This window comes from Duganella sp. CF402 (assembly GCF_900109645.1).
In the GTDB taxonomy this organism is placed as follows: Bacteria; Pseudomonadota; Gammaproteobacteria; order Burkholderiales; family Burkholderiaceae_D; genus Rugamonas.
On record NZ_FOBG01000002.1, the window covers coordinates 601,760 to 618,050 of the forward strand.

Annotated in this window: 14 protein-coding genes; 4 read left to right on the forward strand and 10 right to left on the reverse strand. The window is 63.8% G+C overall.

What is annotated here, in order from left to right:
- Positions 1 to 5 precede the first annotated feature (5 nt).
- On the forward strand, positions 6 to 1,991 hold the full coding sequence (locus tag BMZ70_RS20705; RefSeq protein ID WP_092278962.1) for an ATP-binding protein: 1,986 nt from the start codon (positions 6 to 8) through the stop codon (positions 1,989 to 1,991).
- Here the strand turns inward: BMZ70_RS20705 and BMZ70_RS20710 are convergent.
- The 3 genes from BMZ70_RS20710 to BMZ70_RS20720 form a co-directional block, all read right to left on the reverse strand.
- A complete protein-coding gene (locus tag BMZ70_RS20710; protein WP_092278964.1) occupies positions 1,988 to 2,908 on the reverse strand; it encodes an alpha/beta hydrolase in 921 nt (306 codons plus the stop codon). The genes BMZ70_RS20705 and BMZ70_RS20710 overlap by 4 nt on opposite strands.
- Before the next feature lie 13 nt (positions 2,909 to 2,921).
- Complete coding sequence (locus tag BMZ70_RS20715; protein WP_207231580.1) at positions 2,922 to 5,534, reverse strand: glycoside hydrolase family 3 N-terminal domain-containing protein; 2,613 nt, start codon at positions 5,532 to 5,534, stop codon at positions 2,922 to 2,924.
- Positions 5,535 to 5,643: 109 nt separating this feature from the next.
- Positions 5,644 to 6,111, reverse strand: a complete 468-nt coding sequence (locus BMZ70_RS20720) for an Lrp/AsnC family transcriptional regulator (RefSeq protein WP_092278968.1) — start codon at positions 6,109 to 6,111, stop codon at positions 5,644 to 5,646.
- Positions 6,112 to 6,209: 98 nt separating this feature from the next.
- Between BMZ70_RS20720 and BMZ70_RS20725 the strand changes: the two genes are divergently transcribed.
- Positions 6,210 to 7,055: an EamA family transporter gene (locus BMZ70_RS20725; RefSeq protein WP_092278970.1), complete on the forward strand. Its 846-nt coding sequence runs from the start codon at positions 6,210 to 6,212 to the stop codon at positions 7,053 to 7,055.
- 51 nt (positions 7,056 to 7,106) lie between these two features.
- On the opposite strand, the gene secA is transcribed toward BMZ70_RS20725, so the two are convergent.
- Positions 7,107 to 9,890, reverse strand: a complete 2,784-nt coding sequence (secA, locus tag BMZ70_RS20730; protein WP_092278972.1) for a preprotein translocase subunit SecA — start codon at positions 9,888 to 9,890, stop codon at positions 7,107 to 7,109.
- Between the two features lie 178 nt (positions 9,891 to 10,068).
- Here secA and BMZ70_RS20735 point away from each other — a divergent pair, with 178 nt between their 5' ends.
- Complete coding sequence (locus BMZ70_RS20735; RefSeq protein WP_092278974.1) at positions 10,069 to 10,554, forward strand: DciA family protein; 486 nt, start codon at positions 10,069 to 10,071, stop codon at positions 10,552 to 10,554.
- A 1-nt stretch (position 10,555) separates the two neighbouring features.
- Here the strand turns inward: BMZ70_RS20735 and lpxC are convergent, their stop codons facing one another.
- The 5 genes from lpxC to BMZ70_RS20760 form a co-directional block, all read right to left on the reverse strand.
- A complete protein-coding gene (gene lpxC, locus BMZ70_RS20740; protein WP_092278976.1) occupies positions 10,556 to 11,491 on the reverse strand; it encodes a UDP-3-O-acyl-N-acetylglucosamine deacetylase in 936 nt (311 codons plus the stop codon).
- 18 nt (positions 11,492 to 11,509) lie between these two features.
- Positions 11,510 to 12,352: a DMT family transporter gene (locus tag BMZ70_RS20745; RefSeq protein WP_092278978.1), complete on the reverse strand. Its 843-nt coding sequence runs from the start codon at positions 12,350 to 12,352 to the stop codon at positions 11,510 to 11,512.
- A 127-nt stretch (positions 12,353 to 12,479) separates the two neighbouring features.
- On the reverse strand, positions 12,480 to 13,448 hold the full coding sequence (locus BMZ70_RS20750) for an NAD-dependent epimerase/dehydratase family protein (protein ID WP_092278980.1): 969 nt from the start codon (positions 13,446 to 13,448) through the stop codon (positions 12,480 to 12,482).
- Complete coding sequence (locus BMZ70_RS20755) at positions 13,445 to 13,993, reverse strand: TetR/AcrR family transcriptional regulator (RefSeq protein ID WP_092278982.1); 549 nt, start codon at positions 13,991 to 13,993, stop codon at positions 13,445 to 13,447. The genes BMZ70_RS20750 and BMZ70_RS20755 overlap by 4 nt, the downstream gene beginning before the upstream one ends.
- A 60-nt stretch (positions 13,994 to 14,053) precedes the next feature.
- Positions 14,054 to 14,830 (reverse strand): helix-turn-helix transcriptional regulator, encoded by a 777-nt coding sequence (locus BMZ70_RS20760; RefSeq protein ID WP_092278984.1) that lies wholly within the window; start codon positions 14,828 to 14,830, stop codon positions 14,054 to 14,056.
- 80 nt (positions 14,831 to 14,910) lie between these two features.
- Between BMZ70_RS20760 and BMZ70_RS20765 the strand changes: the two genes are divergently transcribed.
- Positions 14,911 to 15,669 (forward strand): class I SAM-dependent methyltransferase, encoded by a 759-nt coding sequence (locus tag BMZ70_RS20765; protein WP_092278986.1) that lies wholly within the window; start codon positions 14,911 to 14,913, stop codon positions 15,667 to 15,669.
- Between the two features lie 61 nt (positions 15,670 to 15,730).
- On the opposite strand, the gene BMZ70_RS20770 is transcribed toward BMZ70_RS20765, so the two are convergent.
- Complete coding sequence (locus BMZ70_RS20770) at positions 15,731 to 16,234, reverse strand: peroxiredoxin (RefSeq protein WP_092278988.1); 504 nt, start codon at positions 16,232 to 16,234, stop codon at positions 15,731 to 15,733.
- Between the last annotated feature and the right edge of the window lie 57 nt (positions 16,235 to 16,291).

Genomic DNA, 16,291 nt, shown 5'->3' on the forward strand with positions numbered 1-16,291 from the left:
ACGTTTTGAGTCTTTCGCTACGCGCGCGGTTCCTGATGCTGAGTGCCGTGATCCAGGCACTGGTGGTCGGCGTCCTGATCTGGAACAGCCTGCGCCTGATGAACCACGCGGTCAACACCAACGCCGAGCGGGTGGCACAGGAATACGCGGTCACACTCAACCTCTCCCTCAGCTCTTACGCGGTGGCCGGCCGTCTGCCGGAGCTCAACAACTACTTCGCCGAAATGCTGTCCGATCCGGACGACAGCTTCCTGCGCTACCTCACCATCCTCGATGAACACGAGCGCCCCATCATTGCCGTGGGCAAGCGCGACATGCCATTGCCGGCGCTGTTGAGGCAAGGCGGCGGCACCAGCTTCAAGGGCGTGCGCACCATCATCGACGGCGCCACGCTGCACGCGCGCTCGCCGCTGCTGCTGGACGATAACCGTATCGGCAGCATCAACTTCGGCCTCACCACCAAGGACCTGAAGCAGGCGCGCGACGAAGTGATGCTGCAGGGCGTGCTGATTTCGCTGATCGGCTTTGCGGCCGGCATGTTCATGTTCTACATCTTCACCCAAGGCATAGGCCGGCGGCTGGAAGCGCTGACCGGCGATGCGCAACAAATCGCGCACGGCGACTACGGCAAGGCGCTGGCGGTGCAAGGCGACGATGAAATCGCCGTGTTCGCGCGCGCGCTCAACACCATGAGCGCCACGCTGCGCGACCGCATAGCCCAGCTGGAGCAATCGCAGCGGCGCCTGTCGGAATCGGAGGCGCGCTTCAAGACCCTGTTTGACATGGCGCCGCTGCCGCTGACCGTGTCCGACCGCGACGGCCGCATCATGGCGGCCAACCGCGCGCTGGTGCAGACTTTCGGCCCCGGCGGCGCCCAGCTGGTCGGCAAGCGCAGCGACGAGGTGCCGTTCTGGGCCAGCCCGCTCGAACGCGAACGCATCTGGCAAATGTACCGCGACGAAGGCGCGGTGCAAGGTGCGATTGCCGGCGTGCTGCTGCCGGATGGCAGTGTCGGCAGCGTGGCGATCTGGTCCTCCTCGCTGACGCTGGACGGCAACCCGGCCATCATCTGGGCCTTGCTGGACCTGACCGAGGAACTGAACGCCAAGCGCGAACTGAAAGACCTCAACTTCTCGCTGGAGACGCGCGTGCGCGAACGCTCGGCCGCGCTGGAACGCGCCAACGCCGACCTCAGTGCGGCGCTGGCGACGCTGCAGCATACGCAGGATGAACTGCTGGCGGCGGAAAAGATGGCGTCGCTGGGATCGCTGGTGGCCGGTATCGCGCACGAGTTGAACACGCCGATCGGCAACAGCCTGCTGGCCTCGACCGCGCTGCGCGACCGCGTGCATGAATTTGAAACCCACGTCGCCGCCGGGTCCCTGCGCCGCTCCGAACTGACCGCGCACCTGGAAGAAGTACGCATGGCCAGCGAGCTGATTTCCGGCTCGCTGCACAAGGCGGCCGAACTGATTTCCTCGTTCAAGCAGATTGCGGTCGACCAGACCAACGACCAGCGGCGCGCGTTCGACTTGCTGTCGGCGGTGCAGGACACCATCGCCACCTACCTGCCTCGCCTGCGCCGGGTGCAGTGCGACGTGGTGCTGCAGATTCCCGAAGGGATGGTGTTGGACTCCTACCCGGGTGGGCTGTACCAGATCCTGAACAACCTGATCAACAACGCCATCAACCATGCATTTGAACAGCGTCACGGCGGCAGCATCACCATACGCGCCGAGGCGGTGGATGACGACATCATCGAGCTGCTCTTCACCGACGACGGCTGCGGCATGAACGACGAGGTCCTGAAGCGCGTGTTCGACCCGTTCTACACCACCAAGATGGGCCAGGGCGGCACCGGGCTGGGCATGAACATCGTCTACAACATCGTGACCGGCATACTGGGCGGGCGCATCACCATCGATTCCGCACCCGGCGTGGGGACGGCGGTGCGCATGCTGCTGCCGCGCACCGTCCCGCAGCGCAGTTAGTTTTTACGCGCCAGGTAGCCGTGCATGGCCAGCCAGCGCGAGTAGGCGTCGAACCAGCCGGTGCTGGTGGTGGTCTTCGGATACATGCCGAAGCCGTGGCCGCCCTGCTCGAACAGGTGGAATTCCACCGGTCGCTTGGCCGCGCGCCAGCTGTCGATCAAGCCATAGCCGCTGCTGCCGAAGAAGGGATCGTCGGCCGCCAGCGCCACGAACAGCGGCGGCGCATCGGCCGGCGGCGTCATGGTCGACAGCGGGCCGTAGATATTGGCAATGAAGGCCGGCTTGGCATCCTGCCCGTACAGCGTGGTCGCCATCGTCAGCATGGCGCCGGCGGAGAAGCCGATCATGCCGACACGGTCCGGATCCACATGCCATTCCCTGGCGCGCGAGCGCACCAGCGCAAAGGCGGCGCGGGCGTCGGCGATCTGCGGCGCGAAGGTCACCGACGGCTCTTCCTTGGGCGGCGTGTTGGCCACGCGCGCACCGCCCGAGAACAGTTTGGTCATCTCACGGTTGAAGCCTTCCATGTCGGCCGGCGTTTGTACCAGCCGGTATTTCAGCACGAAGGCCGCCACGCCCTGCTTGGCCAGCGCGGTCGCCACATCCCAGCCTTCATTGTTCATCGACAGCGTGCGGAAACCTCCGCCCGGCGCCACGATCACCGCTGCGCCGGTAGCCTTGGATGCCTCCGGCAGGAACGGCGTCAGCGTGGCCACCGTGACGTTGCGGGCGAACACGCTGCCGTACTGGCTGTGCCAGCTTTCCGTCGCCTTGGCGTCCGGCAGCGGACCGGTGTTCAGCGTGATGGCGTTCGGTTGCGCCGGGATGGCGATCGGCGTCATGGTGTCGTCGAGCGCCCTGGCGGGTGCGGCCAGCGTGCCGGCCAGCGCCAGCACTACGGCTAGTTTCTTGATCATCGTCTGTCTCCTTTTATTTATCGAGTACTACGGTACGGCTTAACACCAGTGAACTCTCCTGCCCCGCCACGCCGGCCGCCGGCTGGCCGGAGCCGACGCTCAGCTTGTACTGGCCCGGCATCAACTGCCGCGCACCATCTCGCGTGACGAAGCTCAGGTCGCGCGGCGACAGGCGGAAGCTGATCGTGCGGCGTTCGCCCGGCTTCAGCGATACACGCTGGAAGCCGCGCAGCGCCAGCTTGGGTGCGCCTTCGAAGGCTGGCGGCGTCAGATACAGCTGCGCCACCTCGTCGCCTTCGCGCTTGCCGGTGTTGCGGATCTCGGTGGTGACGATGACACCGTTCTCGGCCGCCCCATCTACCGGCATGATCTGCAATGGCTGGTAGCTGAAGCTGGTGTAGCTGAGGCCCGCGCCGAACGCGTACACCGGCGTGCCGGCGTAGTAGCGATAGGTGCGGCCCTGCATGGCGTAGTTGTCGAACGGCGGCAGGTCGTCGAGGTTGCGGTAGAAGGTCAGCGGCAGACGGCCGCCCGGATCGGCGCGGCCGGTCAGCACGTTGGCCACGGCCAGGCCGCCGGACTGGCCCGGATACCAGGCTTCCAGAATGGCGGAGGCGTTGTCCCTGGCCCACGACAGGTCGAGCGCGCTGCCGTTCATCAGCACCACCACCAGCGGCTTGCCCAGTGCCTTGGCTTGTTCCAGCAGGCGACGCTGGTCGGCCGGCAGGTCGAGCGAGGTCTTGTCGCCGCCCGCGAAGCCTTCGGTCTTGATCGCCATTTCCTCGCCTTCGAGATCGGAGGTCAGGCCGACCACGGCGACGATCACGTCGGCATCGGCGGTGCCGGCTTTCAGGTCGGCCTCGGCGTTGTCGGAAATCCGTTTCCAGAACAGGCCGGGCACGCCACTGCCGCCGGTCTCGGCGTAGAAGTTCAGCGGATAGCGCTGGCCCTTCACCAGCTTCACCTCATGCAGTTGCAGCGGTTCTGCCCACTGCGAGTATGCCGTGGCCTCGACCGCCGGCTTGCCGCCCACCGTCAACGCGCCCTTCACCCCGCTGACGCCGAGGCGATAAGTGCCGCTCTCCGGCGCCACCAGATAGCCGCTCCACTGCACCTTGTGCGCATCTGCCACCGCCTTCATTTCCAGCGCGTGCGACTCCAGCCCCGGTTCGACGCGGGTAGCGGCTGGCGCCTTGTCGTACTGGCCGTCCTTGCGGTTGAAGTATTCGGCGCGCAGGCCCGGCTTGTCGTCCGGCGTGCGCAGGGCCGAAGTTGGCACCGGGTCGCCATCCGTAATTGAAGCACCGGCCGGCACCAGCTTGATCTGCGCCTTCGGCAGCACGCGGCGCAAGCCCTCCACCACCGACACCGGCGGCGCCGATTGCGTCGATGAGTAGTTCCCGCGCAGCACGCGGGTGGCATCGCCGAGCGGACCGATCACGGCCAGCTTCAGGCCCGGCTTGAGCGGCAGCACGCCGTCGTTCTTCAACAGCACCAGGCTCTTGGTGGCCGACTCCAGCGCCAGCTGCTGGTGCGCGGCGGTGCCGATGGCGCTGACCGGCACCGGCTTGCTGCCCTCGCGCTGCGCCAGCCCGGCCAGGTCGCCGTTGCGGTAGCGCGCCGAGAACAGCCGCACCAGCGCCTGGTCGATATCGGCCATGCTGATCAAGCCGCGCTGCCATGCTTCGCGGTAGCGCGCGCTGAGGTTGGACGTGTCGCCCAGCGTCTTGGTGTTGCACTCGTTGTCAGTGCCAGCCTTGAGCGCGACCGCCACGGCGGCGGCGGGATCGGTGGCGTACTTGTGCTGCTCCGAGATATCGGTGACGGCGTCGCAGTCCGATACCACGTAGCCCTTGAAGCCCCACGCATCGCGCAAATGCTGCTTCATCAGCAGATCACTGCCGCAAGCCGGCTGGCCGTTGATGCGGTTGTAGGCGCACATGATGGAGCCGGCCTTGGCGTCGACAATGGCCGCACGGAAGGCTGGCAGATAAGTGTCCTCGAGATCGTGCGCCGACACCGTAACGTCGGCATGGTGGCGCGTCGACTCCGGTCCGCTGTGCACGGCGAAATGCTTGGGCGTGGCGATCACGTCCGGCAGATCGGGATTGGCGCCCTGCATGCCCTCGATGAAAGCCACACCCAGCGCCGCCGTCAGCTTGGGATCTTCGCCATAGGTTTCCTGCCCACGTCCCCAGCGTGGATCGCGAAAGATGTTGATGTTGGGCGACCAAGTATTGAGGCCGGTGCCGATGCGGCCAAGGTGGCCGGTCTCGCGTCCCAGCGTATGCAGCGCGCGCACCTCAACGCTGATGGCCGACGCCACCTGCCGCACCAGCGGCGCATCAAAGCTGGCGGCCAGCCCGATCGGCTCGGGGAAATTGGTGGTCGGCAGTGGGCCAAGCGCGCCGTGCAACGATTCAGTCCACCAGTTGTAAGCGGGAATGGACAGGCGCGGAATGGCTGGCGCCACGTTCAGCAACTGGTCGATCTTCTCGTCCATCGTCATTTGCGTGACGAGCTTGCGGGCGCGCGCATCGGCTTCGATGCGCGGGTCAGCGTGCGCCAGCAGCGGCATCAGCGTGGCCAGCAACCATGCGCCGCGCCGGGTATTCTTCTTCGCCATGTTAGTCTCCATGTTAGCGATCTTAAAATTGTTTGCGCTAACATTACTCCCGAAGTTACATGGAAACCAATAACTTTTTTAGCTGGATTGATACCGCAACGGATATCGGTCAGGACAGACCTAGTGGCACATGCAGACCGACCTTCACGCAGCCCAGTGCAACGGAAGTACGGTAGCGGCGCACATTGGGATCGTCGCCGAACAAGCGTGTCGTCAGCGCTTCGTAGTCGGCCATCGTGGCGGCGGTGATGATCAGCAGGAAGTCCGCTTCGCCGGTGATCATGTAGCACTGCTGCACCGCCGGCTCGGCCTTGATGCGTTCGCGCAGGCCGATGCTGCGGTCCGGGTGGTCTTCGTGCAGATGCACTTCCACTGTCAGGGTTAGCGGGCGGCCCAGCATGCTGGCATCCAGTACTGCCATCTCGCCACGTATCACGCCGCTCTCGCGCAAGCGCTGGATGCGACGCTGCACCGCCGGCGCCGACAGATTGACGCGCCGCGCGATCTCGCGCTGTGAGGTGGTGTTGTCGCGCTGGAGCATATCCAGGATCGCCAGGTCAAAGTTATCGAGATTCATGGTGAGTGAAAGTTGCGTGAGCAGGGGCAAAATCGAGTCCAAATAATCGCACGCAAACAATAAACTCTCATCACTTTGAATTCAACCGGCATTTCATCATGACCACCACCCGCAGCGCTTTCATTCCCTTCCTTGCCATTCTGGGCGCGGTAACCTTTCTGGGCATCGGCACCTCGTGGGCGAAGCACACCCTGTTTCCGCTAGTGGGCGCGGAGGGGACCACGGCGGTGCGGGTCGGCTTTTCCGCTCTGCTATTGCTGCTGTTCTGCCGCCCGTGGCGCCACCGGCTGACACGCGCCGACGCACGGACTGTAGCCTTGTACGGACTGGCGCTGGGCGCAATGAATCTTTGCTTCTACATGGCCTTGCGTACGATTCCATTCGGGCTCGCAGTGGCGATTGAATTTGCCGGGCCGCTGACCGTGGCGCTGCTGTCGTCGCGCCGTGCGATTGACTTCCTGTGGGTGACGTTGGCTGCGTCGGGCCTGGGTTTGATCCTGCCGCTGGCGCCGGGCGCCGGCGCACTCGACCCGACCGGCCTGGCGTATGCTGCGGTGGCGGCTGTTTGCTGGGGGACCTACATCATCTTCGGCAAGCGCACCGGCCACCTGCCCACGGGGCTGTCGGTGCCGCTGGGTTTGATGGTGGCGGCCATGCTGGTGGTGCCGGTCGGGGTTGCAAATGCGGGAAGCGCGCTGCTGTCGCCCTACGTGCTGGCGGTTGGCATCGGCGTCGCCCTGCTGTCCAGCGCCATTCCTATTTCGCTGGAGATGGTGGCGCTCAAACGCCTGTCGCCGCAATCGTTCGGCATCATGATCAGCCTGGAGCCGGCCGTTGCCGCCCTGCTGGCGCTGGCACTGCTGGACGAACACCTGAGCGTGCTGCAATGGTTGGCGATAGCACTGATCATCGCCGCCTCGATGGGCAGCGCCCGGCGCGGCTGAACGGCGCAAAAAAAACGGAGCCCGAAGGCTCCGTTTTATCTTTGACCTATTTTAGGCCAGCTTGCCGTGGCAAGCCTTGTATTTCTTGCCGCTGCCGCATGGGCATGGATCGTTGCGGCCGACTTTCAGGCCCAGCTCCATCAGCTGTTCGCCGCTCAGGCCTTGCAGTTCCGGCGGCAGGCCGGTGAACTGCGGCGGCGCCAGCAGGTCTTCCGGCGCGGCGTTCGGGTTGAAGTCCGCGTGCTGGTAGCTGACGTTTTCCAGGTGCGACTGCTGCATCGCCGCTTCCGCCGCGTCGATCTCTTCACGCGACTGGATGCGCACGGTCATGATCAGCTTGACGACTTCGTTCTTGATCATGTCCAGCATCTGGCCAAACAGTTCGAACGCTTCGCGCTTGTATTCCTGCTTAGGATTCTTCTGCGCATAGCCGCGCAGGTGAATACCCTGGCGCAGGTGGTCCAGCGCCGCCAGGTGTTCGCGCCAGTGCGAGTCCACCGATTGCAGCATGACGTTGCGCTCGAAGCCGCCGAACGATTCTTTGCCGACGATGTCCACTTTCGACTGGTACAGCGCATCGGCCGCAGCCAGCACGGCGTTCAGGATGTCTTCGTCGTTCAGGTTCGAATCTTTTTCCAGCATGGCGCGCAGCGGCACGTCGATTTGCCAATCAGCTGCCAGCACCGCTTCCAGACCCTTGATGTTCCACTGTTCTTCCACCGATTCTTCCGGCACGTATTCGCGCACCAGGTCGGTGAAGGCGCCGTGGCGCAGCGACTGGATCAGTTCCGAGATATCGGTCGCTTCCAGCAGCTCGTTACGCTGTTGGTAGATGACTTTACGCTGGTCGTTGGAGACGTCGTCGTATTCCAGCAGCTGCTTACGGATATCGAAGTTGCGTGCCTCAACCTTGCGCTGCGCCGATTCGATCGAGCGCGAAACGATGCCCGCTTCGATTGGTTCGCCTTCCGGCATTTTCAGGCGGTCCATCACGGCGCGCACGCGGTCGCCGGCGAAGATGCGCAGCAAGGGATCGTCCAGCGACAGGAAGAAGCGCGACATGCCCGGGTCACCCTGGCGTGCGGCACGGCCACGCAGCTGGTTGTCCACGCGGCGCGATTCGTGACGCTCGGTGCCGACGATGTGCAGGCCGCCCGCAGCCACCACTTGCTCGTGCAGCGCTTGCCAGCCGTCGCGCAGTGCCTGCGCCTGGGCCGCCTTGTCGGCGTCGCTCAGGTCCGGATTGGCTTCGATGAACTGGATTTGTTTTTCCACGTTACCGCCCAACACGATGTCGGTACCGCGACCGGCCATGTTGGTGGCGATGGTGATGGCTTTCGGCGAACCCGCCTGGGCGATGATCTCCGCTTCGCGGGCGTGCTGTTTCGCGTTCAGCACGTTGTGCGGCAGGCCGGCCTTGGTCAGGATGCCCGACAGCAGTTCCGAGTTTTCAATCGAGGTGGTACCGACCAGCACCGGTTGGCCGCGGTCGTAGCACTCGCGGATTTCCAGCATCATGGCGTTGTATTTTTCCTGCGCCGATTTGTAGACCTGATCCTGGCGGTCTTTACGCTGCGACGGCCGGTTCGGCGGGATCACCACGGTCTCCAGACCGTAGATTTCCTGGAATTCATACGCTTCGGTATCGGCCGTACCGGTCATGCCGGACAGCTTGGCATACATGCGGAAGTAGTTCTGGAAGGTGATCGAGGCCAGGGTCTGGTTCTCGTTCTGGATCTTCACGCCCTCCTTCGCTTCGACGGCCTGGTGCAGGCCGTCCGACCAGCGGCGGCCCGTCATCAGACGGCCGGTGAATTCGTCGACGATCACCACTTCATTGTTCTGCACCACGTAGTGCTGATCCTTGAAGTACAGCGCGTGCGCGCGCAGCGCCGCGTACAGATGGTGCACCAGCGTGATATTCGCCGAATCGTACAGCGAGGCGCCTTCCGGCAGCAGGCCCATCTTGGTCAGGATGGCTTCGGCTTTTTCGTGGCCGGCTTCGGTCAGCAGGACCTGGTGGGCTTTCTCGTCCTTGGTGTAATCGCCAGGGACTTCAACCTTGCCTTTGCCGTCTGGCGTTTCTTCGCCAACCTGCAAGGTCAGCAGGCGCGGCACTTCATTGATCTTGTAGTACAGGTCGGTGTGATTCTCGGCCTGGCCGGAGATGATCAGGGGGGTACGGGCTTCGTCGATCAGGATCGAGTCAACTTCATCGACGATGCCGAAGTTCAGCACGCGCTGCACGCGGTCCTTGGCATCGAACACCATGTTGTCGCGCAGGTAGTCGAAGCCGAATTCGTTGTTGGTGCCGTAGGTGATGTCCGAGCCGTAGGCTTTCTGCTTGTCGGCGTGGGCCATCTGCGACAGGTTGATACCGGTGGTCAGGCCGAGCCAGCTGTACAGCTTGGCCATCGTTTCCGCATCGCGCTGCGCCAGGTAATCATTGACGGTGACGATGTGCACGCCCTTGCCCGACAGTGCGTTCAGGTAGGCCGGCAGGGTTGCCGTCAGGGTTTTACCTTCACCAGTGCCCATTTCAGCGATTTTGCCGTAGTGCAATACCATACCGCCGATCATCTGCACGTCGAAATGGCGCATCTTCATCACGCGCTTGGACGCTTCGCGGCAGACGGCAAAGGCTTCCGGCAGGATCTGGTCCAAGGTCTCGCCGTTGGCGATGCGTTCCTTGAAGGCCGGCGTCTTGGCTTGCAATTCAGCGTCCGACAGTGCTTCCATCGCCGGTTCGAGCGCATTGATCTCGCGTACCGTTTTTTGGTATTGCTTGAGCAGGCGCTGGTTGCGGCTGCCGAAAATCTTGGTCAGAAAGGACATGCTTAATAAGGCCGGTTAAAGGTTCGACTACGACAAAAGACGGTGATTTTATCACGCGTCCGAAGCTACATTGGGTTATTGCCCTGTATAACAATAGCCGAGGCTACCACAATGTCACAAAATCAACCGATTTTAACCGGTGGTGACGATTTTGGGGGCCTGTGATAAGGTTCGCCGCATGCGCTTCAACTCCTCCAATATCTCGCTCAAACGCCCGACGGCGGTGGGCGCCACCGATTTCCTGCGTCGCAACGACCGCATGGCCGCCCTGCTGCCGGCCGTCGAGCGCATGGCGCGCCTGCAAAAAGACTGTGCCCAGTGCCTGCCGGCCATGTTCAAGCACTGCGAGATCCTGGCCTTCGAGGATGGCCAGCTGGTGCTGTCGCTGCCGACCACGGCGCTGGCGGCCAAGCTCAAGCAGCAATTGCCGAAGTTGCAAGAAACGCTGGCGCAGCGCGGCTGGCAGGTGCACGGGGTCAAGCTCAAGGTGCAGATGACCAAGCCGGCCGAGATCAAGGAAAAGATGCGGGCGCTGGAATTGCCGCCGGCCGCCGTGGAGGCGTTTGACCAGCTCAGTGCGGAATTGGAAGACAGCGCGCAGAACAGCGCGCTGATCGACGCCTTGAAGGCGATGGTGGCGCGCCGCCGTGCTGGCGGCGGCTAATTTAAGTTAGCGCCCACTCACGCGCCATCTGGCGCACATAGGATTGCGGCGCGGCGTCGTTGCTGTCGAACGTCACGATTTCGTAGGCATCCGGGTGCTTGAGCAGTTCCAGCAGCAGCTGGTTGTTCAGCGCGTGGCCGGACTTGTGCGCCTCGTAGCTGGCCAGCAGCGGGTGGCCGACCAGGTACAGGTCGCCGATGGCGTCCAGGATCTTGTGGCGCACGAACTCATCTTCATAGCGCAGGCCGTCCGAGTTGAGGATGCGGTACTCGTCCATCACAATGGCGTTTTCCAGCGAACCGCCACGGGCCAGGCCGATGCCGCGCAACATTTCGACGTCCTGCATGAAGCCGAAGGTACGGGCGCGCGCCACGTCGTGCACATAGGAGACGTCGCCGAAATCGACATGGGCGCGCTGCTGCGTGCCGTCCACCGCCGGGTGGTTGAATTCGATGAAGAAGTCGAGCTTGAAGCCGTCGTGTGGCAGCAGGCGCGCCCATTTTTCCTTGTCGCCAGTGCCTTCGCGGATTTCGACCGGCTTCAGCACGCGGATGAACTTCTTGGCCGCCGGTTGCTCCAGCACGCCGGCCTGCTGCAGCAGGAACACGAAGGACGAGGCCGAGCCATCCATGATCGGGATTTCTTCGGCACTGACTTCGATGTACAGATTGTCAATCCCGAGGCCGGCGCAGGCCGACATCAGGTGCTCGACGGTCGACACGCGGGCGCCCTCCTTGACCAGCACCGAGGCCATGCGGGTATCGCCCACGGCCATCGCGCTGGAAGGGAACTCCACCATCGGTTGCAAATCGACGCGGCGGAACACGATGCCGGTATCCGGCGCGGCCGGGCGCAAGGTCAGTTCGACCTTGGTGCCGGAGTGCAGGCCGACACCGGTGGTGCGGACCAATTCTTTGATAGTGCGTTGTTTTAACATCCGCCGATTATAGCGTGATTACGGATGCTCGGCCTCGGCATGCACCGCCTCGCGCCGCACCAGATAAATGCCGCTGCCGATGATGATGCTGGCCCCGAGCAGCGTGTAGCCATCCGGCAGCACTTGCCATAACAGCCAGTCGATCGCCACGCCCCAGGCCAGCGCCGTGTACTCGAACGGCGCCACCACCGAGGCCTTGCCGGAACTGAAAGCGCGGGTGATCGCGAGCTGGCCGAAGAAACCGCTCAAGGCCAGCGCCAGCAGCACCCAGCCATCCTCGGCGCGCACCGGCACCCAGTGCTGGACCGACATGCTCAGGCCGCCCGCCGACATCAGGATCAGATACCAGAACATCATCGATTCGTTGGAATCGGTACGCGCCAGCACGCGGCTGACGATGGCGGTGGTGGCATAGCAAGCGGCCGAGGCCAGAATCGCCAGCCCGCCAATCGACAGGAAGCCCGTACCTTCGGGACGCAGCACCACAATCACGCCGACCAGGCCCACCACGATGGCGACCCACTGGCCTTTGCCGACCTTCTCCTTCAGCACGAACACCGACAGCGCCGTAATCAGCGCCGGCGCAATAAAGAAGATCGAATAGGCCTCGGCCAGCGACAGCATGCTGAGCCCGAAAGCAAACATGGTCAGCATGCCGACGCCCAGCACACTGCGGAACAAATGCATCGGCCAGCGCACCTTGAAGATGCCCTTGAACGCGCCGCGATACAGCATGTAGCCGCACAGCAGCGGCAGCGAACTGAGCGCGCGCATGGCAGTCACCTGCGTGGCGGGATAGTGGGCGGACAACAGCTTCATGGTGGTATCCATGAAGGAGAACATGGCGACGGCGATCAGCATCGCGTAGATGCTGTGCAGGTTTTCGTTACGGCTGGACAGGGGAAGCTCCTTGACGTAAGAACGTCATCATGGCGACGTTGGGAGCCAGCATGGCGCGCGTGTCGCCATCCCTGCCATTATAGCAATCTCACGCCGCGCGCAGCTCGTCCATGCCGGCGCGGGTGCTCATCACCGGCGCGTAGCCGAGCTCCTTGCGGGCCTTGCTGATATCGAGCGTGACCTCGACCGCCATCGTGGCATATTCCTGCCGCGAGATCGGTGGCTTGATGCGGCCGCGACTGAGCTTTGCCAGCACGTCGCCGATGGCGGCAATCCGGCGCAACAGCGCGCGCGGCACATGCTTGGTCGGCGCTGCAATGCCCTGCGTGGCCAGCAGCTGCGAGATGAAATCGCGGAACACCACCGGCTCGCCGTCGGTAATGAAGTAGACCTGGCCGCTGCGGCCGTGCTGCAGTGCCTTGTCCACCCCCTCGCACAGGTTGGCGATGTGAGTGGTGGAGGTGTGATAGCCGCCGCCGTCGATCCATGCCAGCTTGCCGTCGCGCGCGGCAGCGACCAGTTGCGGCAGCGCGGTGGTGTCGTCGCGGCCCCAGACAAAGCGCGGGCGCAGCACCACTACTTCCATCTGCTCACCAGCGAACGATAGCGCGATGCGCTCGGCCTCGCCCTTGGTGCGCGAGTACGCGCCCACCGGCTGCGGCGGAAATTCACGCTCCTCGTTGGCGTTGACCAGCGGCTGACCATCAAGCAGCACCGACTCAGTGCTGATATGGATGACTTTCCGAATGCCGGCATTGCGCGCACAGGCGAACACGTGGCGCGTGCCATCGAGGTTGGTCTGCTGCTGCGCGGCCGTGCCCCAGCCGTGGTTGGTGTCGGCGGCGGCGTGGATCAAGATGTCGCAGCCTTGCATGGCCGTACCCAGCGTCGACAGCAGCAGGTCGCCTTGCTGCGCCGTTGCGCCCAGTGCTTGCACGGTGGCGGCGGCTTGCGCGCTGCGGGTCAGCGCGATCACGCTGTCGCCGCGCGCGATGAAATGGCGAATCAGGTTGCGGCCCACGTAGCCGCTGCCGCCGGTGATGAAGATGCGGCTCATTTGGCGTCTACCAGTGCGTTGATGTCGGCCATCACGCGCGCGCGCTGGTCGGCGGGCAGGTGGTAGTAATCGAGCGCTTCAAGCAGCTTCACGCCTTCCAGCGCGAAGTAAGCCAGCAAAGCGCCGCGCGGGTTGGCCGAGGTGGTGGCGATCTTGTCAACGATGGCGGCTTGATTGGACTGGATGGCCTTGCGCAGCTCCAGGTCCTGCGCCAGCGCCGCGCACAGATTCAGCGCAACGCCGCGAAACGCTTCCGGCAAGGGCTGGGCGGCGGCGGCGATGCGGCCGCGAATGGCGGCGCTCGGCGTCTCGCCGAGACTGGCGGTGACGCTGTCATTGAAGGCGTTATCGTTGCGCACGGCACGTTCAACCACGGCAGCGATCAGCGCCTGCTTGGATTTAAAGTCGTACAGCACGCTGGCCTTGCTGATGCCGGCCACTTCCGCCACCGCCTCCAGCGTCAGGCGCGCCGCGCCATCGCGCGCCACCACCTGCTCCGCCGCATCCAGTATCTGTTCCTGCTCAATCACCCGCTTACGTCCCATGCCGCCCTCTCAATAATTTATTTCCAACCGGTCGGATATTAATTATTGAGGGGCTTGCTGTCAAGTGGGCAGCAGCATCACCAGCTTGAGGTCGTGGCGCTGGGCGAGGTGGAGAGTGACCTGGTTGAAGCTGAGTTCGCCGGCACGCGGATGGTGGAAGCGGCGCAGGCCGCCTTCGCGGCTGACCACGTCTTGCGAGTTCCAGAGTTGGTGGAACTCGGGGCTTTGCCCGGATAGCTCGTCGATCAGTGCGGCCAGCGGTTGCTGGGCGGCGTGCTTGCCGATGTCGGCACGGAATTCGGCCACGAGGCGGCGCGCGCGGTCCTCCCAGTCAACGATCAGGCCACGCGCGGCGGGGCTGCGGAACATGAAGCGCAGCAGGTTGGGCTTGGCCGGCGCAGTCTCTTCCACGTCGAGCCAGCCGCCGAACAGAGCCAGCGCGTGTTCGTTCCAGGCCACCGCATCCCACTGACGGTCCAGCATGTAGGCCGGGCCGTCGATGGCGCCCACGATGGTTTGCAGGGACTCGTCGGCATCGTGCGCGTCCTCCTCGTGCTGCGGGTCCAGCCGTTCTGCCAGACTGAACAGGTAGCTGCGCTCGGCGGCGGTGAGATGCAGTACTTCGGCCATGCGCGCCAGCAGCTTGCCGGACGCGGCCACTTCCCTGCCCTGCTCCAGCCAGGTCAGCCAGGTGGGACTGACGTCGCACAGCTGCGCCAGTTCTTCGCGTCGCAGGCCGGGCGTGCGGCGGCGTCCGGCCGATGGCATGCCGACGCTCTGCGGCGTGGTGCGTTCGCGGTGGGTACGGATGAATTCGCCGAGCGTGGTAGTCGTCATACCAGGATAAGTCCTTGTCTTGTTACAGGATAGCGGTCCCTCTATTCTGCACTGACTTACTTATTTTGAGGAGAAAGATCATGCAACAGCCAGCCGTCGTCGCCCAGCAGTTCGGCAATACCGCCAGCGCCTACCTCACCAGCACCGTCCACTCGCAAGGCGCCGACCTTGCCCAGCTGCGCGAGATCGCCGCAGCGGTACCGAAGCGGCCGGTGGTGCTGGATCTTGGCTGCGGCGCCGGCCACGCCAGCTTCGCGGTAGCGCCGGTGGCGGCGTCGGTAACGGCGTTCGACCTGTCGCCAGAAATGCTGTCCGTGGTGGCCGGCGCGGCACAGGAACGCGGCTTGCAGAACGTCAGCACCCAGCAGGGCAATGTCTCCAGCCTGCCCTTCATCGACTCGTCGTTCTGTATGGTGATCACGCGCTTCTCGGCGCACCACTGGCAGGACGTGCCGGCTGCGCTGCGCGAAGTGAAACGCGTGTTGAAGCCGCGCGGCATGCTGGTCATCATCGACATTACCGCGCCGGAAGCGCCGCTGCACGACACCACCTTGCAAGCGGTGGAGTTATTGCGCGACGGCTCGCACGTGCGCGACTATCGCCCGTCGGAATGGCTGCACATGCTGGGCGACGCCGGCTTCAAAGCCGAGCGCGTGGAGGACTGGAAACTGGAAATGAAATTCGACGACTGGACCGCGCGCATGCGCACGCCAGCCGAACGCGTGACCGCGATCCGCAGCCTGCTCCGCACCGCCCCGGAAGAAACGCGCGACTACTTCGCCGTGCAAGCCGATGACTCGTTCACCATCGACTCCACCCTGTTCCGCGCCCAAGGATAACAAGCCTTGCGCCAAACAAAAACGGCGCCGCGGCGCCGTTTCATCATTCGCTCATCAGCGATTACAGCTGGCCCAGCAGGGTTTCAGCGTTGGAGACTTCGAACTTGCCGCCTTGTTCGATGTTCAGCTGGGTGACTACGCCGTCCACTGCCAGCAGCGAGTAGCGCTGCGAGCGGGTGCCCATGCCGAACTTGCTGAAGTCGGCGTCCAGGCCCAGCGCTTTCGAGTAGGCGGCGTTACCGTCAGCCATCATGCGCACGGTGCCGGTGGCTTTCTGGTCACGGCCCCACGCACCCATCACGAACGCGTCGTTGACCGAGATGCACCAGATTTCATCCACGCCCTTGGCTTTCAGCTCGGCTGCCAGCTTGACGTAGCCTGGCACGTGCTGTGCCGAGCAGGTTGGGGTGTAGGCGCCAGGCAGGCCGAAGATGGCGATCTTCTTGCCCTTGACCAGATCCTGTACGTTGAACGTGTTCGGGCCCAGCGAGCAGCCTTCGGTTTCGGTTTCGATGAATTCGGACAGCGCGCCTTCTGGCAGCTTGTCACCAATTTTGATGGTCATGGATAAACTCCTTTTATAAATATAAAAAAGCCGCACCTGAGGTGCGGCTCTTCCCTC

Excerpts from the sequence above, each read along its gene's own strand:
- BMZ70_RS20710 (WP_092278964.1), bottom strand. The coding sequence starts at position 2,908 with ATGATCAAGAAACTAGCCGTAGTGCTGGCGCTGGCCGGCACGCTGGCC.
- BMZ70_RS20715 (WP_207231580.1), bottom strand. The coding sequence starts at position 5,534 with ATGGCGAAGAAGAATACCCGGCGCGGCGCATGGTTGCTGGCCACGCTG.
- BMZ70_RS20720 (WP_092278968.1), bottom strand. The coding sequence starts at position 6,111 with ATGAATCTCGATAACTTTGACCTGGCGATCCTGGATATGCTCCAGCGC.
- BMZ70_RS20725 (WP_092278970.1), top strand. The coding sequence starts at position 6,210 with ATGACCACCACCCGCAGCGCTTTCATTCCCTTCCTTGCCATTCTGGGC.
- secA (WP_092278972.1), bottom strand. The coding sequence starts at position 9,890 with ATGTCCTTTCTGACCAAGATTTTCGGCAGCCGCAACCAGCGCCTGCTC.
- BMZ70_RS20735 (WP_092278974.1), top strand. The coding sequence starts at position 10,069 with ATGCGCTTCAACTCCTCCAATATCTCGCTCAAACGCCCGACGGCGGTG.
- lpxC (WP_092278976.1), bottom strand. The coding sequence starts at position 11,491 with ATGTTAAAACAACGCACTATCAAAGAATTGGTCCGCACCACCGGTGTC.
- BMZ70_RS20745 (WP_092278978.1), bottom strand. The coding sequence starts at position 12,352 with ATGCTGATCGCCGTCGCCATGTTCTCCTTCATGGATACCACCATGAAG.
- BMZ70_RS20750 (WP_092278980.1), bottom strand. The coding sequence starts at position 13,448 with ATGAGCCGCATCTTCATCACCGGCGGCAGCGGCTACGTGGGCCGCAAC.
- BMZ70_RS20755 (WP_092278982.1), bottom strand. The coding sequence starts at position 13,993 with ATGGGACGTAAGCGGGTGATTGAGCAGGAACAGATACTGGATGCGGCG.
- BMZ70_RS20760 (WP_092278984.1), bottom strand. The coding sequence starts at position 14,830 with ATGACGACTACCACGCTCGGCGAATTCATCCGTACCCACCGCGAACGC.
- BMZ70_RS20765 (WP_092278986.1), top strand. The coding sequence starts at position 14,911 with ATGCAACAGCCAGCCGTCGTCGCCCAGCAGTTCGGCAATACCGCCAGC.
- BMZ70_RS20770 (WP_092278988.1), bottom strand. The coding sequence starts at position 16,234 with ATGACCATCAAAATTGGTGACAAGCTGCCAGAAGGCGCGCTGTCCGAA.